This is a genomic window from Collinsella aerofaciens, assembly GCF_015554145.1.
Taxonomy (GTDB): Bacteria; Actinomycetota; Coriobacteriia; order Coriobacteriales; family Coriobacteriaceae; genus Collinsella; species Collinsella aerofaciens_AA.
The window spans coordinates 1-22,857 of record NZ_JADNHZ010000020.1 but is presented as its reverse complement, the minus strand read 5'-3'; the positions used below and the strand labels follow the sequence as shown (position 1 = coordinate 22,857).

The 22,857-nt window shown below is 60.9% G+C and carries 14 protein-coding genes; 7 read left to right on the top strand and 7 right to left on the bottom strand.

Annotated features, from left to right (window positions below; all coding sequences use genetic code 11):
• Window positions 1-274: 274 nt before the first annotated feature.
• The 5 genes from gltX (at window position 275) to I2E13_RS08280 (ending at window position 7,620) form a co-directional block, all read left to right on the top strand.
• Window positions 275-1,750, top strand: coding sequence for a glutamate--tRNA ligase (gene gltX, locus I2E13_RS08300; protein ID WP_118334373.1), 1,476 nt, complete (start codon window positions 275-277; stop codon window positions 1,748-1,750).
• Between the two features lie 210 nt (window positions 1,751-1,960).
• A complete protein-coding gene (priA, locus tag I2E13_RS08295) occupies window positions 1,961-4,387 on the top strand; it encodes a replication restart helicase PriA (RefSeq protein ID WP_195404794.1) in 2,427 nt (808 codons plus the stop codon).
• Between the two features lie 18 nt (window positions 4,388-4,405).
• On the top strand, window positions 4,406-4,942 hold the full coding sequence (def, locus tag I2E13_RS08290) for a peptide deformylase (RefSeq protein WP_117767144.1): 537 nt from the start codon (window positions 4,406-4,408) through the stop codon (window positions 4,940-4,942).
• Between the two features lie 360 nt (window positions 4,943-5,302).
• Window positions 5,303-6,223: a methionyl-tRNA formyltransferase gene (fmt, locus tag I2E13_RS08285; protein WP_195404793.1), complete on the top strand. Its 921-nt coding sequence runs from the start codon at window positions 5,303-5,305 to the stop codon at window positions 6,221-6,223.
• Window positions 6,220-7,620 carry an RsmB/NOP family class I SAM-dependent RNA methyltransferase gene (locus I2E13_RS08280; RefSeq protein WP_195404792.1) on the top strand — a complete coding sequence of 467 codons (1,401 nt, stop codon included), beginning with the start codon at window positions 6,220-6,222 and terminating at the stop codon, window positions 7,618-7,620. Before fmt ends, I2E13_RS08280 begins: the two co-directional genes overlap by 4 nt.
• 141 nt (window positions 7,621-7,761) lie before the next feature.
• On the opposite strand, the gene I2E13_RS08275 is transcribed toward I2E13_RS08280, so the two are convergent.
• The 7 genes from I2E13_RS08275 to glgB form a co-directional block, all read right to left on the bottom strand.
• Complete coding sequence (locus I2E13_RS08275; RefSeq protein ID WP_118225759.1) at window positions 7,762-7,998, bottom strand: FmdB family zinc ribbon protein; 237 nt, start codon at window positions 7,996-7,998, stop codon at window positions 7,762-7,764.
• 88 nt (window positions 7,999-8,086) lie between these two features.
• Entirely contained in the window at window positions 8,087-11,383 is a 3,297-nt protein-coding gene (locus I2E13_RS08270) for a 4-alpha-glucanotransferase (protein WP_195404791.1), read from the bottom strand.
• 216 nt (window positions 11,384-11,599) lie between these two features.
• Window positions 11,600-13,843, bottom strand: a complete 2,244-nt coding sequence (glgA, locus tag I2E13_RS08265; protein WP_195404790.1) for a glycogen synthase GlgA — start codon at window positions 13,841-13,843, stop codon at window positions 11,600-11,602.
• A gap of 90 nt (window positions 13,844-13,933) precedes the next feature.
• The gene (gene glgD, locus I2E13_RS08260; protein ID WP_099431724.1) at window positions 13,934-15,061 is read right to left on the bottom strand and encodes a glucose-1-phosphate adenylyltransferase subunit GlgD; all 1,128 of its coding nucleotides are present in this window, start codon (window positions 15,059-15,061) and stop codon (window positions 13,934-13,936) included.
• Between the two features lie 4 nt (window positions 15,062-15,065).
• Window positions 15,066-16,214 carry a glucose-1-phosphate adenylyltransferase gene (locus I2E13_RS08255; RefSeq protein ID WP_035138263.1) on the bottom strand — a complete coding sequence of 383 codons (1,149 nt, stop codon included), beginning with the start codon at window positions 16,212-16,214 and terminating at the stop codon, window positions 15,066-15,068.
• A gap of 106 nt (window positions 16,215-16,320) precedes the next feature.
• Window positions 16,321-18,747: a glycogen/starch/alpha-glucan phosphorylase gene (locus tag I2E13_RS08250; RefSeq protein WP_195404789.1), complete on the bottom strand. Its 2,427-nt coding sequence runs from the start codon at window positions 18,745-18,747 to the stop codon at window positions 16,321-16,323.
• Window positions 18,748-18,841: 94 nt separating this feature from the next.
• A complete protein-coding gene (glgB, locus tag I2E13_RS08245) occupies window positions 18,842-21,103 on the bottom strand; it encodes a 1,4-alpha-glucan branching protein GlgB (protein ID WP_195404815.1) in 2,262 nt (753 codons plus the stop codon).
• 331 nt (window positions 21,104-21,434) lie between these two features.
• Between glgB and I2E13_RS08240 the strand changes: the two genes are divergently transcribed.
• A complete protein-coding gene (locus tag I2E13_RS08240) occupies window positions 21,435-22,124 on the top strand; it encodes an HAD family hydrolase (protein WP_195404788.1) in 690 nt (229 codons plus the stop codon).
• Between the two features lie 9 nt (window positions 22,125-22,133).
• The gene (locus I2E13_RS08235) at window positions 22,134-22,775 is read left to right on the top strand and encodes a thiamine diphosphokinase (protein WP_195404787.1); all 642 of its coding nucleotides are present in this window, start codon (window positions 22,134-22,136) and stop codon (window positions 22,773-22,775) included.
• Window positions 22,776-22,857 lie beyond the last annotated feature (82 nt).

Sequence of the window (22,857 nt, the reverse complement as noted above, 5' to 3'; positions counted from 1 at the left end):
ATTCCGCCGGGCTCTCTATGCTAGGGCACATCATAGCGCGTAAATCAAACATTCACACCCTTTCCGCACCCTTGCGGCACTTTACTCATTGGGGACAGACTTAAATGACCAGTCTTAAACCAAGAATGTCCCCAATGACTACAACGATTGGTCATTTAAGTCTGTCCCCAATGAGTAGTCCCCAATGAGTGGGTCGGTGCCCTTTGTGCGGAGGTTGCTTTGATGCTTTATACTGGTGCGGTTAGACATCCATCCTGCAACCGAGGAGATTTCCATGGCATCAGACGTTCGCGTCCGCTTTGCACCCTCACCGACGGGCAAGCTGCACATCGGCGGCGCCCGCACCGCTATCTATAACTGGGCTTTCGCCCGTGCTAACGGCGGCACGTTCATCCTGCGCATCGACGACACCGATCCCACCCGCTCCACCGACGAGAACACGCAGATCATCCTGCGTGCCATGCGTTGGCTGGGCCTGGACTGGGACGAGGGTCCCGAGGTAGGCGGCGACTTTGGCCCCTACGCCCAGACCGAGCGCCTGGACCTGTACAAGCAGGCCGCCCAGAAACTTTGGGACGAGGGCAAGGCCTATCCCTGCTTCTGCACCAAGGAGCAGCTCGACGCCGACCGCAAGGCCGCGCAGGAGCGCAAGGACCCCTTCCAGGGCTATCAGCGTCGTTGCCGCGATCTTGATCCCGAGGAGGCCCGCCGCCGCATCGAGGCCGGCGAGTCCTACGTCCTGCGCATCAAGGTGCCCGAGGACCGCGGCGACGTCGTCATCCACGACGCCGTTCACGGCGAGGTGACCTTCGACGCCAAGGAGCTCGACGACTTTGTCATCTTCCGCTCCGATGGCACGCCCACGTACAACTTCGCGACCGTCGTCGACGACGCCATGATGAAGATCACCCATGTCATCCGCGGCGACGACCACCTGTCCAACACCCCGCGCCAGGTCATGGTCTACGAGGCCCTCGGCGCGCCCGTGCCCACGTTCGCCCACATCTCCATGATCCTGGGCGCCGACGGTAAGAAGCTCTCCAAGCGCCACGGCGCAACTTCGGTGGAGGAGTACCGCGACGCCGGCTACCTTTCCGACGCCTTCGTCAACTACCTGGCGCTGCTCGGCTGGTCGCTCGACGGCGAGACCACGATCATCCCGCGCGATGTTCTTGCTAGCAAGTTCTCGCTCGACCGCATCTCCAAGAACCCGGCGACCTTCGACCCCAAGAAGCTCGACTGGGTCAATGCCGAGTACATCAACGGCATGTCCGATGCCCAGTTTGCCGACGAGATCATGGTCCCCGAGCTGCACGAGGCGGGTCTCATCGAGGGCAACGTCGAGTACGGCGAGGACTGGATCGACGCGCTTGCCGCCATCGTCAAGCCGCGCACCAAGATGCCGGCCGACGCCGTGACCGTCGCCGCTCCCATCTTCGCTACGGCCGAGACGCTCGAGTATGACGAGAAATCCGTCAACAAGGGCCTGGCTAAGGAAGGCATGGGCGCCATTCTGGATGCCGCCAAGGCCGCGCTCGAGGGCGTGGACAAGTGGACTGCCGAGGCCATCGACGCCGCGCTTGAGCCGCTGCCCGAGCAGATGGACCTTAAGAAGCGCGTGGTGTTCCAGGCCGTGCGCGTCGCCGTCTGCGGCAACATGGTGAGCCCTCCGCTGGGCGAGACCATGGCGCTCGTCGGCCGCGACGACTGCCTGGCGCGCATCGACCGCGCCCGCACGATGGCGCTGTAGTAGACGCGCAAACGCATGTATCCGAGCCCCGTTCCCTCGAGCGGGGCTCTTGTTTCTGTACCGATGAGTGGGTTGCTGGGACAAAATAATCAGTAGTGTTTGTCCCATGTTCGAGTGACGCAACGAGCTCGACACTCGTATCGGCCATGGGACAAACTCTACTGATTATTTTGTCCCACCCCTTTCAGGTCCGTTCGTTAGAGGTGGTGTATGGCTCAACAACTGTCGCTGTTTGGTTCGCCGGAACCGGAGGAGACTCCGGTGAAGCCTAAGCCTGCACCTGAGCCCATCGCCGCCTACGCGAGCGTTGTCCTTGACATTCCCACCCGCGCGCTGTCCGAGCCGTTTGCTTACGGCATTGCGCAGTCCCTTGCTAATGAGGCCCGGATCGGGTCTACGGTCCTGGTCCACTTTGGTAACCGTGCCGCCGCGGGCTATATCGTCGACATTGCGCCTGAGCTGGGCGACCTGCAGGGCAACAACGCCCTCGACCCTGCGCGCATCAAGCCCATCGAGGCCTTCCTCAGCAAGCCGCTCTTTACCGCCGATGCTGCCCGTATTGCACGCTGGATGAGCCGCGAGTATGTCGCGACGCTTTCCGAGTGCCTGCGCCTGTTTTTGCCCCCGGGCGGCAGCCCACGTGTAGTCAAGGGCGACGACGGCGTGTGGACGGTTGAACGTCCAGCCGTCAAGCCCATCCAAAACCGTTGGGTGATGCTTACGCCCGAAGGCTTTGATTACACGCCGCCCAAGACCGCGGTCCGTCAGCGCCAGCTCATCGAGGCGCTCCAGTGTGGTCCTGTCACGACGCGCGACCTCAACCTGCTCTACAACAGTATGTCGGCGACCATCAAGGCGCTCGAAAATCGCGGCGTCGTGGTGGTGGAGGAGCGCCGCGCCTGGCGTGGCTGCAGCGAGCAGACCACGCTGTCCTCGGCAAGCGGCAAAGCGCCGGTCTCCCTTACCAACGGCCAGCAACGGGCACTCGCGCAGATTGAGCGCGCCCGCCTTGACGCCCATGGCGACGTGGTCCTGGTCGACGGCGTCACCGGCTCCGGCAAAACCGAGGTTTACCTCTCCGCCATCGAGCGCGTGCTCGCGGCAGGCCGCTCTGCCTGCGTGCTCGTGCCCGAGATCTCGCTGACGGCCCAGACCGTCGGCCGCTTCCGCTCGCGCTTTGGCGAGACGGTCGCGGTCTTCCACTCGCGCCTTTCGGCCGGCGAGCGCCTGGACCAGTGGGACATGGTTGCCAGTGGTGCTGCCCGCGTTGTCGTCGGCGCGCGTTCGGCGCTCTTTTGCCCGCTCAGCGACCTGGGTCTCATCATCATCGACGAGGAACACGAGACCAGTTACAAGCAGGGCTCCAGCCCGCGCTACCATGCGCGCGAGGTTGCGGCCGAGATGGCGCGCCGCTATCGCTGCCCACTTGTGCTGGGCTCGGCCACGCCTTCTGCCGAGGCCCTCGACCGCTGCCGCCGCGGTACATGCAACGGTGCTACCTGGACGCGTGTCGAGATGCCTGAGCGCCCAGGGCATGCCGTGCTTCCCACCGTCCGCATCGCCGACCTGCGCCGCGAGTTTTCGCACGGCAGTCGCTCCATGTTCTCAAAACCGCTGATGGAGGGCTTGGAGCGCGTGGTCGAGCGCCGCGAGAAGGCCGTGCTGCTGCACAACCGCCGCGGTTTTGCGCCGTTTTTGATGTGCCGCGAGTGCGGTTGCGTCCCCACCTGCAACCACTGCTCCACGGCGCTCACGTATCACGAGCGTACGCACACGCTGCAGTGCCACACCTGCGGATCGTCCTGGCGCGTGCAGCCCTATCCGGCCCCCACGAGCCGCTGTCCCAAATGCGGCAGCCGCTACCTGGCAAAAATGGGCCTGGGCACGCAGCAAATCGAGGATGCGCTGCATCAGATGCTGCCCGAGGACGTGGCCGTTATCCGCATGGACGCCGATTCCACGCGTGGCAAGGACGCACACAAAAAGCTACTTGAGCAATTCGACGCCGCCGACTGCGCGGTGCTGCTGGGCACCCAGATGATCGCCAAGGGCCTCGACTTTCCCGAGGTCACGCTCGTGGGCGTGGTCAATGCCGACTTTGCGCTCAAGCTGCCCGATTTTAGGGCAGGGGAGCGCGCCTACGATTTGCTGGAGCAGGTCGCCGGCCGTGCCGGTCGCGGTGATCGTCCCGGCGAGGTGATTATCCAGACTTACCTGCCCGAGGATCCAGTCATTCGCGCCGTCGCCGAGCACGACCGTTCGATCTTTACCGATTACGACCTGGACCAGCGCCGCGACGCACTGTATCCGCCGTTCGTGCGCCTGGCCAACATCTTGGTATGGTCGACGAACGCGGATGACGCGCGGGACTACATCGGCCGCATTGCAAAGCTTCTTAAGCGTCGCTGGCATGCTGCCGCGCCCGACTTTTTGCGGGCGGGATGTGCCGTGCCGCAGGTGCTGGGCCCGGCTTCGTGTGTAATCGAGAGAGCCAAGGACCGTTACCGCTTCCATCTGCTTGTGAAGTCGCCCGTGGGGTACCATGTCTCTGATGATATCGACGCCTGCCTCAAAGAGGTGGGCTGTGTGCGCGGCGTGAGCGTGAGCGTTGACGTCGATGCCTATGATTTGATGTAACAACCTGAAAGGATGGCCATGGAAGCCAACGGAATCGTACTGTCGCCCGACCCCCGTCTGCGTCAGGAGTGCGCCGTCATCGAGGAGATTACCCCGGCGATCGAGGCGCTTGCCGAGAAGATGAAGAAGATGATGTTCGACAACGGCGGTTGCGGCCTGGCTGCTCCGCAGATCGGCGAGCTTATTCAACTCGTCACCATCGACTGCGACTACAGCGACAAGAACGACTACGACCCGTACGTGCTCATCAACCCTGTCATTGTTGAGCAGAGCGACCATCTGGTGCCGTTTAGCGAGGGCTGCCTATCCATCCCTGGCATTAGCTGCGAGATCGAGCGTCCCGACCATGTCGTCGTCGAGGCGTACGACTTGGACGCAAACCTGATTCGCTATGAGGCTTCGGGCGACCTGTTCTGCGTGTGCCTGCAGCACGAGATCGATCACCTGCACGGCAACACCATGTTCGAGCGCCTTAAGCCCATGCAGAGGCTCAAGGCCGTCAAGGAGTACCAGGACGCCCTGGCCCGCGGCGCTCGACCGGGCGAGACGGAGTAGGTCCCACCGTCCCCTTCCGCCGCAGGGCTTAGGTTTTGCTCCATGCTCAAACAGTCCTGCTCGCACGAAGAGCACATTAAGTGCTCTTCGGCTCGTGCGGAACTGCGCGTGGAGCAAAACCTAAGCCCTGCGGCGGAAGGGGACTGCGTTTTCGTGCTCCTTTTCGCCCGGGTGCCGTCGGGCCAGGGATGGGCGTCTTCGCTGATAATTGCTTTGTTGAGAGGGCTGCTTTTATGCGGCTCTTTCTTTGGTTTTGGGTATATTTGTTCTTGTTGAATTGTTATTGCGGATGGGCTGGGTACTTGGCTTTCCGCCGTTATTTGTAGCTGTCTCGGTTTTATTTGAGGGGAGACGTCCTTTATGCGTATTGTGTTTATGGGCACGCCTGATTTTGCTGTGCCCTCGCTGACTTCGCTTGTTGAGGCTGGGAACGATATTGCGCTTGTTGTTACTCGTCCCGATGCTGTTCGTGGGCGTGGTAAGAAGCTTGAGCCGTCTCCTGTTAAGGCTAAGGCGCTTGAGCTGGGGTTGCAGGTTATTGAGGCAAATCGTATGACCCCTGAGGTTGTTGAGGCGCTCAAGGCTGCCCAGGCTGATATTTTCTGTGTGGCTGCCTATGGTTGCATTTTGCCTGATGAGGTGCTGCATATGGCTCCGCTTGGTATTGTGAATGTTCATGCTTCGCTGCTGCCTCGTTGGCGTGGGGCTGCTCCTATTCAACGTGCCATTCTTGCTGGTGACGAGGTCGCCGGCGTTTCTATTATGCGCATTGGGCATGGCGTGGATACCGGCGCCTATTGTGCGCAGGCCTCGACCTCTGTTGCCGGTAAGCATGCCGAGGCGCTGACTATGGAGCTCGCTGAGCTCGGCGGCAAACTGCTTGCCGATATGCTTCCTTCTCTTGCCGATGGCATCGCCGTGTGGATCGAACAGGACGAGGCGCTCGTTACCCATGCTGCCAAGATTTCTAAGCAGGAGATGCGCTTGGATCCGCAAATGTCGGCGCTCGATTGCGTGCGTCATGTGCTGGCCTCGTCCGATACCGCGCCTGCTCGTTGCGTGATTGCCGGCAAGACCGTGCGTGTGCTCGATGCTGCGGCGGCTGATGTGTCGCTTGGCGAGGGTCAGGTTCTCGTTCAGGCTAAGCGTGTTTACCTTGGCCTTTCCGATGGCTCGGTTGAGTTGCTCGAGGTTAAGCCTGATGGCAAGCGTGCTATGGTCGCTTCTGCTTGGGCTGCTGGCCTGCAGGGTGCCGATCTTATCTGGGGTGTTTTGTCATGAGCAAGCTGTCTCCCGCGCGCAAGCTTGCGCTCGATGTGCTGATGGAGGCCGATCGCCGCGGCATGTATGCGCGCGACGTGCTGTCCTCTCGCGCATCGGCCAAGGCTATTGACCAGCGCGATTCCGCTTTTGCCGCCCGCTTGGCGCTGGGTGTGGCCGCCACGCAGGGTATTTTGGACGAGCTGCTCGATCAGTTTCTCGATAAGCCCAAAAAGGTTGCGCCGCGCGTTCGCATGGCGCTTCGTATCTCGGCCTTCGAGATGCTCTACCTGCATACGCCGGGCCGTGTTGCCGTAAGTCAGGGTGTTGAACTGGTTCGTTGCGGTGCTAAGTCCGCCGCCGGCTTGGCCAATGCTGTACTGCATAAGGTTGCGGACAATGTTGAGGACTTTGCCACGGCATCCGACATGGATGAGTCCGAGCGACGCTTGGTTCGTCTGTCGCGCCTTATGGGTCTTCCTCGCTGGCTGTGCGCTCGCATTATGGCGTCGTTTGACACGCCCGAGGGTGCGCTTAACTTTGCCGGCAATCTGGCCCCCGCGCCGCTGGCCCTGCATGAGAACGCCTTTGCGACTAAGCTCGATCCGTATATTTCGCAGCTTGTGGCACCCGTGTTCCCGGGCTGCCATGCCCCGGTTGATGCCCAGGTTACCGTTGCTTCGGGTGTGTTTGAGCGTGCTGCCGCGGTGGCATCTGATCTCAACGCGCAACTTATCGCCACAGCTGCCACGCGCCCTGGTAGCTGCCTTGAGATTGGTGCTGGTCGTGGCACCAAGACCTATGTGATGATGTGCCAGGCCAAGCGTGCGGGCTATGAGCGTCAGCATACGGCGCTCGATCTGCATGATCGCAAGTGCGATCTGAATCTCGCTCGCCTGCATAAGGCCGGCATTCAGGGCGTTCGTACGGTTTCGCGTGATGCTTGCGAGCTTGATGAGGTGCTCACATCGTTTGATGCCATGCTTGGCGAGCCGGTTAAGTTCGACACGGTCTTTATCGACGCGCCGTGCTCTGGCACCGGCACTATGCGCCGTCATCCCGAGATTCCGTGGCGTCTGACCGAAAAGGATGTGACGGTTGAGCTGCCCAAACTGCAGCTGACGATGCTCAAAGAGGCTGCCGCGCGCGTGGCTGCTGGCGGCGAGCTCATCTATGCGACGTGCTCGGTCTTTGACGAAGAGAACACGCAGGTCGTGGATGCTTTCCTAAACTCTCCCGAGGGCACCGGTTTTAGCCTGGAGCCGCTCTCCGAGGCGCAGATCCTGCAACTGCCCGATTTCGAGCAGGCCAAGAAGCTGGTAGCCGTCCGTCAAAACGACCGTGGCCTCTTCCAAAGCGTCCCCGTAAACGCCGACTCCTACGACGGCCACTTCTGCGCCCGCCTGGTCCACAAGTAATAACTAAGTTGCGGTGAAATAGGGATTGAAAAGCGGCTTCTACCTGCTAAAGAGTCCTTATTTCACCGCAACTCATAGAGATGCCTGGGTTGCTAAAGAATCAGCCCCGCGATCGGCGTTGATCGCGGGGCCGAATTGTTCCTAGTGGTTATGCGGGCAGTTGGCGCAGCAGCCGTTGGTGGCGCTGGTGCTGGAGCCGCCGCTTCGCTGGTCGGTGTTGTAGAAGCCGCTGCCCTCAAACTTGATGCCGCTAGCCGAGAACGTCTTGGCCGCCGGGGCACCGCAGCTCGGGCACACGACCTCGGGGGTCTCGGACATGGGATGCTCAACCTCAAACACGTTGCCGCAGCTCGAGCACTTGTAATCGTAGCGCGCCATAATACTTCCTTTTCAGCACAAAGCGGGCAGATCACTCTGCCCGCAAAAATTCAAACGTCTGTAACTGTACCCTATATCGGGCGTTTTATCACGCTTCGCCCCAGAATCTATGCGTGTTGCGCAGGAGCTGTGCGGTTTTGCCCTCAGCGGCCGCAACGTCGGCCTCGTCAGCCTGCCAGGTCCAGTTGCCCGTGGCCACGCCCGGTACGTTCATGCGCGCGTCGTCGCCCAGCCCCAGGACATCCTGCAGCGGCATCATCACCAGGGGAGCGTCGCTTGCCAGCGCGTCGCTCATCAGCTTGGCCGCCACCTCAACACCGCTTGGTTCATCGCCGCCCGCAAAGGAACGCGTGCTCCAACCGGCCAATGTCGACGTATCGTGCGTCGAGGTGTACAGGATCTTGCCCGGCGTGGGGTGCACGCCGTTGCGGACGTCGTAGTCGCTAAACTCCAGCACGTCCATGCCGGGAAAGCCGCAGGTCGAAGCCATGGCGCGAACGCCGGGCGTCAGGTAGCCCAGGTCCTCGGCAATAAAGTTGAGCGGCCCCAACTCGTCATAGGCGGTCTGGAAAAGGTCCTTGCCCGGGCCTGCCAGCCAACGCCCGTCGGCGCAGGCCTTACCTGCGGGAATGCTAAAGTAGCTGTGGAAGCCCAGGAAGTGATCCAGGCGCACGCGGTCGTAGAGCGAGAACGCACGACGTAGGCGATCCATCCACCAGCGGTAGCCGTTCTGCTTCATGTGGTCCCAGCGGAACGTCGGGTTGCCCCACACCTGGCCCTCGGGCGCAAAGTTGTCGGGCGGCGCACCGGAGATCTCGATTGCCTTACCGGTATCGGACAGCCAGAAGTTCTCGGGTTCGCTCCACGCATCTGCCGAATCGTCGGACACGTACATAGGAATATCGCCGATGACCTCGATGCCCTTCTTGTGCGCATAGTTCATAAGCTCGCACCAAGCCAGGTCAAAGCGGTACTGCATGTACGCCTGAAGCTCGGCCTCGTCGTGGAAACGCTTGTCGTCGATCAGGTGCTCGTTGTAGCGCGCGACATCCGCCGGCCAATCGTGGCGCGACTCGCCCTCAAAGTATTTCTTGACGGCCATGTAGACGCAGTACTTCTCGAGCCAATCGGCGTTGCGATGCTTAAACGCCGTGTAGAGCGGATCGGCATCCTCGCCGCCACGGGCCTTCCAAGTTTCAAAGTCGGCGGCTAGCTCCTTGTGACTCTCGGGCAGCAGGTCGATATTGCCAGCAAAAGCCGAAGGACCGGCGTAAGGGGAGCGGAAGAAGTCCGTGGGGTTGACGGGCAGGACCTGCCAGTAGCGCATGCCCATTGCGGCCAGATGGTCGATAAAACGACGCGTTGGCGCGCCGATCGTTCCGGGCTTACCGTCGTCGGTCGGCACCGATGTGATATGGCACACAACGCCCGCACCATGATCGAGCGGCTCTTGCAGACGCTGCTCGGCGTGGTGATAGATGATCGATGAACCCAGCGGATACAGATCGAGCGTGACGGTGCCGTTGTGAATCTCGCACTCGTGGCCACTAATCACGTCGCTTGCACATTCGCCGAGCGCCGGAATTGTCACGCGGTGCGAGTTGCGCAGGCTGCGGTTGATGATAACCGTCGCGGACTCGCCATCCTTGCCCGTGCGGTTGTATGCCAGCACCTCGTCGTTGAGCGCGAAGGCCTTGATCTCGCCGTCGATCATAAACGGCAGTGCGCGGCGTACGGCGGAGGCGTTTTTGACAATAGCCAGCGTGTCGAAGTCGTGCAGTTGGTCCTTGGTCGGCAGGGTGCGGCGGTTGCCCGGATCGGTTAGACCCTCCAGGCCGTATTCGTCGCCGTAGTAGATCGAAGGCACGCCGGGGAAGGTCATCTGCATGAGCGTGGCGAGCCAAAAACGGCTCTTGGCCAGGCCCATCGAGTTCTCGTCCAGGCGCCATTTGCTGCGTTCACACTCGGGCAGCTGCGACTCGTCGGGGCCGCCGCCGAGCACCGAGATGATACGCGGGCGATCGTGGCTCGACAGCAGGTTGAGCGCGCAGGACAATGCCTCGCTCGGGTAGTTCTCGCGCAGGGTCTCGATATCCTCAGCGGCCTCGTAGGCGTTCTTGTAGCCCATCAAAAAGCCGATGACCATGTCGCGGAAGGGGTAATCCATAGCAGAGTCCAACTCGGAGCCCTGTAGGTAGCGACGCAGATGGCCGTAGCTGATCTTGTTGGAGGCGTCTTCCCAGACTTCGCCGAGCAACAGAGCGTCAGGCTTTTCGGCAAGTACGGCCTTCTTGATCTCGGTCAGGAAGTCGTCCGAAAGCTCGTCGGCCACGTCTAGGCGCCAGCCATGAGCGCCGGCACGTAGCCATTTACGGATCACGCCGTCCTTGCCCAGGAGCCGCTCGCGTACCAGCTCAGAGCTCTCATTGATGGCGGGCATATTGCCCACGCCCCACCAGCAGTCGTATGAGCCGTCCTCATGGAAATAAAACGCATCGCGCCATGGCGAATCCTCGCTCTGCCACGCGCCCACGCCGGGGTAGTTGCCGTAGCGGTTGAAATAGATCGAGTCATCGCCCGTGTGGTTGAAGACGCCGTCGAGAATGATGGAGATGCCCAGCTTCTCGGCCGCCTGGCACAGCTCGGTAAAGTCCTGCTCGGTGCCCAGGATCGGGTCGATCTTGGTGTAGTCGGCCGTGTCGTAGCGGTGGTTGCTCGCGGCTTCAAAAATGGGGTTGAGGTAGATGGCTGTAAAGCCCAGCTCCGCGATGCGAGGCAGGTCTTCCTGGATGCCCTTGAGCGACCCGCCGTAGAAGTCCCAGATTTTGATGGAGCCGTCTTCGGCGCGCTCGTACACGGGCGGCTCGTTCCAGTCCTCGACCATGCGGCGCTGGATTCCGTTGCGTGGTTTTTCGACCTCGGCCAGCGTGCGCACGCGCCAGTTTTCATCTCGGGCGTAGCGATCGGGGAAGATCTGGTAGACCATACCACGTTCGTACCACTCGGGACGCACTTCGCGGTGCTTATAGACGGTAATCTGGAAGGACGGCACCTCGGCGTAGTCGTAAGTTACGCCCTCGCCACCGGTGCGACCCTGCGGTGCGCCCAAGCGGACCTCGGGCTGGCCCTCGATATTGCAGATAAAGCTGTACCAGATAAGACAGGGCTCGGTGCACTCAAGCTCTACAGTAAATATGCCGTCGCCCTCGTGCGTCATGGGATACCGAGACTCACCGATCTCGTCAACCCAGGTACGCAGCGTAAGCGTTGCTTGGTTGGGATCGGCATCCTCCAGAATCACGGAGAGTGAAAGGGTAGTTCCTGTGGTCACAGCGCCAAACGGAGTGCGAAACTGCGGCAGACGGCTGTTGTGTATCAATCTCATAGTACGGTCCAGTTCAATAGAATCACGGCCTGCGGGCCATGGGCTTTACGCACAGGATGTAAGTATATCTGTTGTACACAGGCTGTATAAACAACATCCGTTTACCATCGGCGAACGGTTGTCCTAGAAAATCGTTTTACCAACTATCAACAGAGAAGGGGCGCCCGGTTGGAGCGCCCCTTGCTTAGGGTTTGATAAGGTTTTGGATCGTCTGGATTAGCGGCGCTTGCGGGTGGCCATTGCCTTGCGGACGGAAGTCTTCTTCGACGGCGCCTTTTTCTCGGTTGCGGCGGCGGGGGAGACCGGGGTCTCCATTGTGGGCTCGGGCTTGGCCTTTACCTCGGCCTTGGGCTCCTCTTTGGCGGCAGCGGGCTTGACCTCGGCGGCCTTCGGCGCAGGCTTGGCCTTTACTGCGGGTTTGGCCTCGGCCTTAGCTTCCGCCTTAGGAGCAGCAGCCTTGGTCGTGGTCTTTTTGGCCGTCGTTGCAGTGCGCTTGGGCGTGGTGGTCTTGGCGGTCGGCTTGGCCTCGACGGCTGCTTCGGCCTTGGGCTCGGCAGGCGTCTCCTCGACCTTGACGGCGGGCTTTGCGGCAGCCTTCGGAGCGACCTTGGTCGCAGTAGCCTTGGCGGCCGTCGACTTCGTTGCCGTGGTCTTCTTGGCAGCTGTTGCCTTCTTGGCAGTCGTGGTCGTCTTCTTGGCAGCGGCGGTCGTGCGCTTGCGCGTGGTCGTTGTCTTGGCAGCCGTTGTTTTAGTCGCGGCAGCTTTGGTCGTCGTTGCCTTCTTAGTGGTCGTCTTGCGGGTCGTGGTCTTCTTAGCTGCGGGCTTTGCAGCGGGCTTGACCTCGTCCTCTGCCTCAAGAGCAACCTCAGCCTTCACCTTAGGCTCGGCCTTTGCAGGCTCAGCCTCAACCGGCTTCTCTTCGGCCTTGGGTTCCTCAGCAGCCACCGGCTCAGCAACAGCCTCAGGTTCGTCGACAACAGCCGCCGGCCTCTCAATCTCCGGGTGCATAAAGAAGTACAGGTCCAGATACTTATCGGCCGAGCGCGTCCAGCTAAAGTCCTGGCTCATGGCCTGCGTGACCAGCTGTTTCCAGGCGTCGCGGTTGTCCCAGAACAGGCGTGCCGCGCGGAACACGGCGTCGCCCATCTCGTCGCCGTTAAAGTTGCTAAACGAGAAGCCCGTACCCTCGCCGGTAAACTCGTTGTACGGGATCACAGTGTCCTTCAGGCCACCGGTCTCGCGCACGATGGGCAGGGTACCGTAGCGCATGGCGATGATCTGCGACAGGCCGCAGGGCTCAAACTTCGAAGGCATCAGGAACATGTCGGCTGCGGCATACATACGCTGCGACAGCGCAGGATCGAACTCGATGCGTGCGGCCATGGTGCCGGGGTACTTGTCCTGGAAGTAGCGCAGTCCATCCTCGTAGTCGCGGTCGCCAGTGCCAAGCACGGCCACCTGCACGCCGCCTGCCAAAATGCGATCGAGCGCGTACATTACCAGATCCAAGCCCTTCTGGCGCGTCAGACGCGTGACCATGACCATAAGCGGACGGTCGTCGCGAACCTCGAGTCCCAGCTCTTCCTGCAGCTTGGCCTTGCACACGGCCTTGCCAGAACGGTCCTCGACGGTGTAGTTGGCGGCAATGCGCTTGTCGGTCGCCGGGTCAAAGCCTGCCACATCAATGCCATTAAGGATGCCCTGCAGCGCGTACGAACGCTCGCGCAGCACGCCATCCAGGCCCTCGCCAAACTCGGGCGTCTGGATCTCGTTGGCATAGGTGGGGCTCACCGTGGTGATGGCATCGGCATAGCGCAGGGCACCCAGCATGTAGTTGATGCTGCAGGCGTCGCAACGCAGCTGCGAGGCGGCCGCCGGAATGTGCGCCACGCCCAGGATGTCCTCCATCACGGTGTCGCTAAACTGGCCCTGGAACGCCACGTTGTGGATCGAGAACACGGTCTTGACGCGGTCATACAGCGGCAGGCCCTGGTAGAACTCGCGCAAGAACACGGGCGCCATAGCCGTCTGCCAGTCATTGCAGTGCAGGATGTCGCACTCAAAGCCGGCCGGCAGGTGCTGCAGGCTCTCGGTGATGGCCTTGGAGAAGAACGCAAAGCGCTCGCCGTCGTCAAAGAAGCCGTACGGATAGTCGCGCGCAAAGTAGCGCTCGTTGTCGATGAACATATAGGTGACGCCGTCGTGCTCGAGCTTCTCGAGCCCGCAGTACTCGTTGCGCCAGCCCAGGCTCACGTAAAAGTCGGAGAAGTGCTCCATTTGCGCCTTGTACTCGTCCTTGATGGTGGCGTACTTGGGCACCATCACGATAACTTCGGCGCCGGCGCGCACAAGCGCCGCAGGCAGCGAGCCCGCCACGTCGCCCAGGCCACCGGTCTTAACAAACGGTGCGCACTCGGCCGAGGCAAACACGATCTGCATCTTTTTGCTGGAATCAGCCATATTGTCTCCCATGTTGCAATTCGAGAATAGCCGCCTGGCGCTAACCGGGCGGCTATTCTACATGTTACGAGCGATGTTGCGGTGCCAACGTTAACGTACGATGGTGGTGTCGGAAGTTAACGGAGCCTTGCCCAGCACCAAGATGTTCTCGGGCGTGCCGCGAAGCTCGGTGTTGGTGGGGACCACGTTGTTCTTGTCCAGAATGGCATTCTCGACGCGGGCGCCGCTCTTGATGATGCAGCTCTGGTTGATGATCGAGTTGGTGACCGACGCGCCCTCCTCGACCACGACGCCGCGCGACAGGATCGAGTTGCGCACGGTGCCCTTGATGATGCAGCCGGCCGAGATGATCGAGTTGCACGCGTGGCTGCCGGTCGCATAGCGCGAAGGCGGCACGTCGTGAGCCTTGGTCAGGATTGGGCGCTCAGGATCGAAGAGCTGGTCGGCCACGGTCTGGTCGAGTAGGTCCATACTGCGGCGATACAGCGACTTCTCGCTAAACACGCCCACGACCTCGCCCTTGTACTCGTAGCTGCACACGTCGATGTTGCCAAAGTCGCCCTGGAGTGCCTCGAGCAGGTCCAGATAGTCGGCGGCCTGGTAGTGGTCGATGATCTCGAGCAGCGTCTCGCGGTTGACGATGCAGCAGTCCATAGAGGCGTTGTCGCCGTACACGACGCCGGCGCTGACGCCCGTCAGGCGGCCGTTCTCGTTAATCTCGAGCTTGGTCTCGTCATCGACGTTGCGCGTGGCCTTGCAGTACACCACGGTCATCTGGGCACCGGAGTTCTCGTGCGCCTCGATGATGGTGTTGAGGTCCATGTTAAAGATGATGTTGGTGCCCATCATCACGACATAGGGCTTCTCCGAGCGCTGGAACAGCGTCTTGTTGGAGATGATGTCGCGCAGCAGGAAGCGCATGCCGCCCTTGGTGGTGCCATACGCGTTGCCGGGCACCATGAACAGGCCGCCCTTCTTGCGGTCCAGGCCCCAGTCCTTGCCAGAGCCCACGTGGTCGATCAGCGAGCGGTAGTTGCCCGGCATGACGACGCCAACGGTCTTGATGCCGGCATTCATCATGTTGGACAGCGGGAAGTCGATCAGGCGGTAGCGGCCCAAAAACGGAACGGACGCGATGGGGCGGTCCTTGAGCAGCACGCTGCCGTAGGTCGAAGAGTAGTTAGCGGTGATGTAACCGATGGCCTTACGATTGATCATCGGATCATTCCCCCTTCCCGATAACGACGTCATTTCCAACGACGGCCGTATCCTTGGTGGTATCGACAGAGCCGAGCTTCACGCCCTCTTCGACCGTGGAGTTCTCGCCCAAAATAGCGCGGCAGATGTGCGCGCCGCTCTTAACGTGCGCACCCGGCAGCAGCACGGAGTCCTCGACCACGGCGCGCTCCTCGATGATGACATCGGTCGAGAGGATCGAGTGGCGAGCGGTGCCGTAGATCTTGCAGCCGTTGGAGACCAGGCAGTCGTCCAGGCGGCCGTCCGGGCCAATGTAGTGCGGCGGACGCGTGGTGATGTTGGACATGATGGGGAAGTTCTTGTCAAACAGATCGAACTCGGGGTTGTTACCCAGCAGGTCCATCGAGGTCTCATGGAAGCTGGCGATGGTGCCGACGTCCTTCCAGAAGCCGTGGAACTCGTAGCTGTACAGGCGCTTGTTCTCACCGAGCAGCTTGGGGATGATGTCCTTGCCAAAGTCGTGGCTCGAGCGCTGGTCCAGGGCGTCCTCCTCGAGCGCCTCGATCAGCACGTCGGCCGAGAAGATGTAGATGCCCATGGACGCGAGGTTCGAATCGGGCTTCTCGGGCTTCTCGGTGAACTTGGTGATGCGGCCGTCCTCGGGGTCGGTGGTCAGGATGCCAAAGCGGCTGGCCTCCTCCCACGGCACGGGCATAACGCTTACCGTGAGGTCGGCATTGTTCTCAATGTGCGTCTTGAGCATCTTGCGGTAGTCCATGCGATACAGGTGATCGCCCGAAAGAATCAGGACGTACTTGGGGTCGTTGGCCTTGATGTAGTCGAGGTTCTGCGTGATGGCGTCTGCCGTGCCCGCATACCAGGCGCCGCCGGTCTGCGTCTCGTACGGCGGCAGGATCGACACGCCGCCGTCGCGGCTGTCCAGATCCCACGCCTCGCCGGAGCCCACGTAGGCATGCAGCAGGTAGGGACGGTACTGCGTCAGAACGCCCACCGTGTCGATGCCCGAGTTGGAGCAGTTGGAGAGCGAAAAGTCGATAATGCGGAACTTGCCACCAAAGCTAACCGCCGGCTTGGCGATCTTTTGGGTGAGTGCCCCCAATCGGCTGCCCTGTCCTCCTGCGAGGAGCATCGCGATGCATTCTTTCTTACTCATCGTTTTCCCCTTCTGTCATCGATGTTCCTAAACCCATTAGCGACGGGCGCAGCGCAACGTCGCGCCCGTCGAATAATGCCGTGCGGCAAAGGGAGCTCGCGCGCCTTTACGCGTGCCAGATCTCGTCGCGGTACTCGCGAATGGTGCGGTCGCTCGAGAACCAGCCGGAGGAGGCGGTGTTGAGCAGGGCCTTGCGGTTCCAGGTCTCCTGGTCGCCGTAGCTGCCGGTGAGCTTCTCCCAGGCGTCGACGTAGCTGCGGAAGTCCGCCATGACCAGGTCGGGGTCGTTGTTGTTCATGAGCTCGTTGTAGATGCTCTCGAAGTTGCCCGAAAGACCCGCAAAGGTGTTGTCCTTGAGCTCGTCCATCACGCGGCCCAGACGCTCGCGGTCGCCGTTGAGCGTATCCCACGCAAAGTAGCTGTTCGATGCCCAGAGCTGCTCGACCTCGGGGGCAGTCAGGCCAAAGATGGCCTCGTTCTCGCGGCCGGCCAGGTCGGCGATCTCGATGTTAGCGCCGTCGAGGGTGCCCAGCGTAATGGCGCCGTTCATCATGAGCTTCATGTTGGACGTGCCCGAGGCCTCCTTGCCGGCCGTGGAGATCTGCTCCGAAATCTCGGCGGCGGGGTAGATGAGCTGGGCGTTGCTTACGCGGAAGTTGGGGATAAAGCAAACCTTCATGACCTCGTTGACGCGGGCGTCGTTGTTGATGACGTCGGCCACGGAGTTAATGAGGCGGATGGTCTCCTTGGCAAAGGTATAGCTCGAGGCAGCCTTGCCGCTAAAGATGAAGGTCGTCGGCGTCACGTGGAAGTTGGGATTGGCGATGCGACGGTTGTAGATGTCCATCACCTTCATGATGTTCATGAGCTGGCGTTTGTAGGCATGGAAGCGCTTCACCTGGACATCGAAGACGGTGTTTGGGTCGATGATTAGACCGGTCTCGGCCTTAACGTAGGCGGCCAGACGCTCCTTGTTGGCGCGCTTGGAGGCACCCACGGCCTTCAAGAACTCGGTGTCGTCCTTAAACTCCTTGAGTTTCTCCAGCTCAAAGGCGTCCTTGAGCCAGCCATCGCCAATGGCCTCGGTAACGAGCTTGGCGTAGGTGGGGTTGGCCTCGGCAAAGAAGCGACGGTGCGAGATGCCGTTGGTCTTGTTGTTGAACTTCTCGGGCGTTAAGGCATAGAAGTCCTTGAGCACGATGTTCTTGATGATGTCGGAGTGGATCTTGGCGACGCCGTTGACGCTATGGCTGCAGATCACGGACAGGTTGGCCATGCGAATCTCGCCGTCCCACAGAATGGCGGTCTGGCGCAGACGCTCCTGCCAGCCCTCCTGCGTGGTGTCGAAAGACTCGTGCCAACGACGGCTGATCTCGTCGATGATCTGGTACACGCGGGGGAGGAGCTTGGAGAACGTGCCGATGGGCCACTTCTCCAGAGCTTCGGGCAGGATGGTGTGGTTGGTGTAACTCACGACCTGCGTCACGATGTTCCAAGCGTCATCCCACTCGAGCTTCTTCTCGTCGATGAGGATACGCATAAGCTCGGGGCCGCACATGGCGGGGTGCGTGTCGTTGGTGTGGATGGCCACAAACTGCGGCAGCAGCTCCCAGTTCGCGCCATGCTCCTTCTCAAAGGTGTCGAGCAGGCTGTAGATACCGGCCGAGACAAACAGGTACTCCTGCTTCAGGCGCAGCAGACGGCCGTGCTCGCCGGCGTCGTTGGGGTAGAGGATGGCGCTGATGGCCTCGGCCTCGGCGCGCTCGGCGTCTGCCAGGGCATAGTCGCCGCGGTTGAAGGCCTCCAGATCGAAGTGCTCCTCGACCGGCTCGGCAGCCCAAACGCGCAGCTTGTTGACGGTCTCCCCGGCATAGCCCACCACGGGGATGTCATAGGGGACGGCCAGGATATCCTGCGTGTCCACCGTGCGGTAGAACGTGCGGCCGTTCTCCTCAAAGCCCTCAACATGGCCACCAAACTTAATGGTTACGGCCTTGTCCTGACGACGGACCTCCCAGGGATAGCCGTGGGTGAGCCACTCGTCGGTGGCCTCGACCTGGCTGCCGTTGACGATCTCCTGCTTAAACAGGCCGTAGCGGTAGCGCATGCCGTTGCCGTAGCCGGCAATGCCCTCGGCTGCCATGGAATCCAGGAAGCACGCGGCCAGACGACCCAGGCCACCGTTGCCCAGGGCCGGATCGGGCTCCTGGTTCTCGATGACGGACAGGTCGAAGCCCATGTCGTCGAGTGCCTCGGCGACCATGTCGCGCACGCCAAAGTTGAGTAGGTAGTTGTCGAGCAGGCGACCGATCAAAAACTCGATCGAGAAGTAGTACACGCGCTTTTTGCCCTCGGCGGTGGCGCGGGCGTCGCTCTTGGTGGCAACGGTGCGCGCCTTCTCGGCCACGAGCTTGGCCAGGGCGTTAAAGCGGTCGAGGTCGCTGGCGGCCTCGACGCTCTTGCCGCTAATGCTCATGACGGCATCGCGATAGAGCTCGGTAAACTCCTGCTTGTTGTCGAAGATCTTATTCATACGTTCCTTTCCCCCGGGGATGGTTCCCCCGGAACGGTTATGACCTACATCCTACGCCCCGACGGGGCGGGTAATTACACGTGTAACGACTTTGTTACGCATCCTTGCCAGATGCCTTAACAGCGCCTGTCTTGGCCTTGGGAGCAGCCTTTTTGGTGGCTGCCTTTTTGGCCGTGGTGGACTTGGCCGAAGCCTTGGCAGCGGGCTTGGTAGCCTTCGCCTTAGCCGGAGCCTTCTTAGCAGCCGCAGGCTTGGGCTTTACCGAGGACGTGCGCTTCTTGGGCGCAGCCTTGGGTTCCTCGACCACCGGCGGCTTGTAGCTGCTGGGACCGCGGCGCTTAAGCACCACGCCTGCCAGGCCGGGCACCTTAATCTCAATGGAGTCCATCTGCCCGTTCCAGGGATAGGGCTCGCTCGAGCAGGCGTAGGGCTCCTCGCCGGCATAGCCGCTGCCGCCAAACTCGGGACGGTCGGAGTCGAAGATGACCTCCCAGTCGCCCTCGCGCGGCACGCCCACGCGGAAGCTCTCGTAGCTCGCGGGGTCAAAGTTGATCAGGATCACCAGGTCGTCATCGACGTCCTCGCCCTGGCGCACAAAGCTCACGATGGACTGCTTGGAGTTGTCCGCATCGATCCAGGTAAAGCCGTCGTCGGTGTAGCCGCGCTCGTACAGGGCCGGCTCGGCAGTGTACAGGTGGTTGAGCGCCTTGATAAACGCCTGATGATGACGGTGAGTCTCGTACTCCTCGGTCAGGAACCACTGGATGGACTCGTAGTAGCGCCACTCAATAAACTGGCCGATCTCGTTGCCCATAAAGTTGAGCTTGGCACCGGGGTGGGTCATCTGGTAGAAAGCCAGCGTGCGCAGGCCGGCAAATTGGCGCCACCAGTCGCCCGGCATGCGGCCGATCAGCGAGCACTTGCCGTGTACGACCTCGTCGTGGCTCAGCGGGCAAATAAAGTTCTCGGTAAAGGCGTACATGATGGAGAACGTGAGCAGCCCGTGGTTGCCGGGGCGCCACGGAAAATCGGTCTGCATGTAGTGCAGGGTGTCGTTCATCCAACCCATGTCCCACTTGTAGTGGAAGCCCAGGCCACCGTCCTGCGGCGGATAGGTCACGAGCGGCCACGCGGTGGACTCCTCGGCCATCATCATCACGTCAGGGAAGTGGGCCTCCACGGCGCAGTTGACCTGGCGGATAAAAGCGCTGGCGTCCAGGTCCTCCTCGGTACCGTACTTATTGAACTTCTTTTGGCCGGGATCGTCGATGCCAAAGTTGAGGTACAGCATGCTGGACACGCCGTCCATGCGAATGCCGTCAACATGGAAGTTCTCGAGCCAGTACAGCACGTTGGAGACCAGAAAGGAGCGGACCTCGCCACGGGCGAAGTCGAACTTGTGCGTGCCCCAGTTGGGGTGAATCTCGTGCTCAAACAGCATGTGGCCGTTAAAGGTGGCAAGGCCGTGGGAGTCGGCGCAAAAACCGCCGGGCACCCAGTCCATGATCACGCCAATGCCCGCCTTGTGACACGCATCGATAAAGTGCATGAGCTGCTGCGGGTCGCCATAGCGCGACGTGGCGGCATAGTAGCCGGTCGTCTGGTAGCCCCAGGAGCCATCGAAGGGATGCTCCATAAGCGGCATGACCTCGATATGCGTGTAGCCCATGTCGTGCACGTAGTCCACGAGCTCGACCGACAGGTCGTCGTAGGTGTAGAACTCGCCGCGCTGCGCGGGGAAGGGGTCCATGGGACCGGGGTAGTTGCCGTACTCGTCCGGCTCGCCCTGTGGCGCGTCGCCGTGGCGCTTCCACGAGCCAATATGCACCTCGTAGATGTTAAGGGGCTGCGACATGTGGTTATGACTGGCGCGGCGCTTGAGCCATGCGGCGTCGTTCCACTTGTAGCCATCGAGGGTCCACAGCACGCTTGCCGTTCCCGGAGGGCACTCGGCCTTGAAGGCGTACGGATCGGCCTTGTAGAGCTTCTCGCCCTCGTTGGTCTCAATGAGATACTTATAGAGCTGACCTTGTTCTGCGCCAGGAATAAAGCCTTCCCAAATAGCGCTCGTATGCACGGGCACCAGCGGGTTGGCTTCTTCATCCCAGTCGTTAAATTCGCCAATGACATGCACGCTCTTTACATCGGGCGCCCAAACGCAAAAGCGCCAGCCGCGCGTGCGGTTCTGCGTGTCGGGGTGCGCGCCCATCTTTTCCCAGCTGCGCTCCCACGTGCCGATGCCAAACAGGTAGACATCGTCCTTGGAGAGTTCCGGTGCGTGCGGGGCGGCTTTACGGGTAGCGGGCTTTTTAGTTGCTGGCTTTAGCTTTGTATCGCTCACGTTTGATCCCATCATGACGCGGCAGCGTGTTGCCTTGGTGACTAGATGCGAAAGGTCCAAGGCTGCACGAATCGAAGGGACGGCGATAGTTCTATGATTCGTTCCACCTCGCGTGCTCGGTGGAACTTTCGGCACGAAATACGATAACACCTGTTCGTTACTTTTATGGAGAAAAGTGGATTTGCGGCGGTGTTTAATCGGCGAGCGCCATGTTTAGACCACTGGCAGAATTGCAATGGTAAAACTCTTGACAGTTTTACCAATTGGGGTTTCAAGATTGTTAGTCTGACGCTTGGTAAAACGTTTTTAGCAGGATGTTTACCATTTGACATTGAAAGGTTCGTTTATGTCCCAGACCGCCGCCCCCAACGTTGCTTTTATTTTCGATTGCGACGGCACACTGGTTAATAGCACCCCCGTTTGGGCTTATGCCCAGCCCGAGTTATTGCACCGCCACGGAGTTGACGTGATGGTCAATGATTTTGCCCAGTTTGAGCATCTTTCGCTGGAGGACGAGTGCCAGGCCTACCACGATACGTGGGGTATTGGTGCGAATGGTGAGGAGCTGTATCGCGAGCTGGGCGACATCCTGATCGATGGCTACTCCAAGGTGCCGCCGCGCGAGGGGCTCCTGGCATTTTTGGAGCAGGCGAAGGCGGCGGGCATTGCCATGTGCGTTGCCACGTCCACGCCGGCCGAGCTGGTGCAGTCCGCGCTCGCTGGTGCCGGGCTCGACGCTTACATGGAGTTTGTTACCACGACGGGTGAGGCAGGACGCTCCAAGCAGTTCCCGGATGTGTACGAGCTGGCGCTGCGCCGCCTGGAGGAGCGCCATGGGTGCAAGTTTGAGTGCGCTTGGGTGTTTGAGGACGCCGTTTTTGGCCTTAAGAGCTCTGGCGCCGCGGGCTTTAAGCGTGTAGGTATCTATGACCCGCACGGCCGCATGAAGCGCGACGACGTACGCGCCAACTGCGATATCTTTATCGACAGCTACGAGGAGCTTGACCTGGCCCGCGTGCTTTCGTTTGAGGGGTAGGCGAGGGTCGTGGTTTGCAAGGTATTAGTGGTTTGCGGCTCGCCCGTGGTGGCGAGCGCGGATTTGTTGCGTAGGCTAGCGGGGGAGTGCGATCACGTTGTCGCCGTGGACCGCGGACTCGACGCGCTGCTGGGCGCGGGACTGGGCTGCGACGTATATGTGGGAGATGCCGACACAGTGAGCGACGCCGGCCGCGCACTGGTCGATGCCGCTGAAGCCTTTGAGGTAGAGCGCCACGACCCGTACAAGGACTATACCGATCTGGCACTAGCGCTCGATTCCGTCCGCCGTCGCTGGCCGGGTGCCGAGGTTGTGGCAACCTGCGCCACCGGTGGCCGCCCGGATATGGCCCTAAGCGTCCTAGGCTTACTAGCCAACTACAAAGACGCCCCCGTCTGGATTGCCGAGGACGAGATCACGGCCCGCATTCTGCATGAAGGCGAATCGTGGACCATCGAGGGCGTCGTGGACAAGACGTTCTCTATCATTGCTATAGCCCCTGGGACGGTGGTAAGCGAACGCGGCCTAGAGTGGGAGCTAGATCACGCTTCGTTAGGTCTACTAGCCGACACGGGCATCAGCAACGTCGTTAGGTCAACAGCCACGATCCAAGTCCACACCGGCACCGCCATCGCTTACTTATATCAATAGGCATTGGTTGATTTTCAATCTCAGCGCAACAGCCTGAACGGACCCCGCGTTTCCGCAGCTAGCGCAACGCGGAAATAGCCCC

Bases quoted from the DNA above. Each gene is read 5' to 3' on its own strand.
- gltX (WP_118334373.1), top strand. From the start codon at position 275: ATGGCATCAGACGTTCGCGTCCGCTTTGCACCCTCACCGACGGGCAAG.
- priA (WP_195404794.1), top strand. From the start codon at position 1,961: ATGGCTCAACAACTGTCGCTGTTTGGTTCGCCGGAACCGGAGGAGACT.
- def (WP_117767144.1), top strand. From the start codon at position 4,406: ATGGAAGCCAACGGAATCGTACTGTCGCCCGACCCCCGTCTGCGTCAG.
- fmt (WP_195404793.1), top strand. From the start codon at position 5,303: ATGCGTATTGTGTTTATGGGCACGCCTGATTTTGCTGTGCCCTCGCTG.
- I2E13_RS08280 (WP_195404792.1), top strand. From the start codon at position 6,220: ATGAGCAAGCTGTCTCCCGCGCGCAAGCTTGCGCTCGATGTGCTGATG.
- I2E13_RS08275 (WP_118225759.1), bottom strand. From the start codon at position 7,998: ATGGCGCGCTACGATTACAAGTGCTCGAGCTGCGGCAACGTGTTTGAG.
- I2E13_RS08270 (WP_195404791.1), bottom strand. From the start codon at position 11,383: ATGAGATTGATACACAACAGCCGTCTGCCGCAGTTTCGCACTCCGTTT.
- glgA (WP_195404790.1), bottom strand. From the start codon at position 13,843: ATGGCTGATTCCAGCAAAAAGATGCAGATCGTGTTTGCCTCGGCCGAG.
- glgD (WP_099431724.1), bottom strand. From the start codon at position 15,061: ATGATCAATCGTAAGGCCATCGGTTACATCACCGCTAACTACTCTTCG.
- I2E13_RS08255 (WP_035138263.1), bottom strand. From the start codon at position 16,214: ATGAGTAAGAAAGAATGCATCGCGATGCTCCTCGCAGGAGGACAGGGC.
- I2E13_RS08250 (WP_195404789.1), bottom strand. From the start codon at position 18,747: ATGAATAAGATCTTCGACAACAAGCAGGAGTTTACCGAGCTCTATCGC.
- glgB (WP_195404815.1), bottom strand. From the start codon at position 21,103: ATGATGGGATCAAACGTGAGCGATACAAAGCTAAAGCCAGCAACTAAA.
- I2E13_RS08240 (WP_195404788.1), top strand. From the start codon at position 21,435: ATGTCCCAGACCGCCGCCCCCAACGTTGCTTTTATTTTCGATTGCGAC.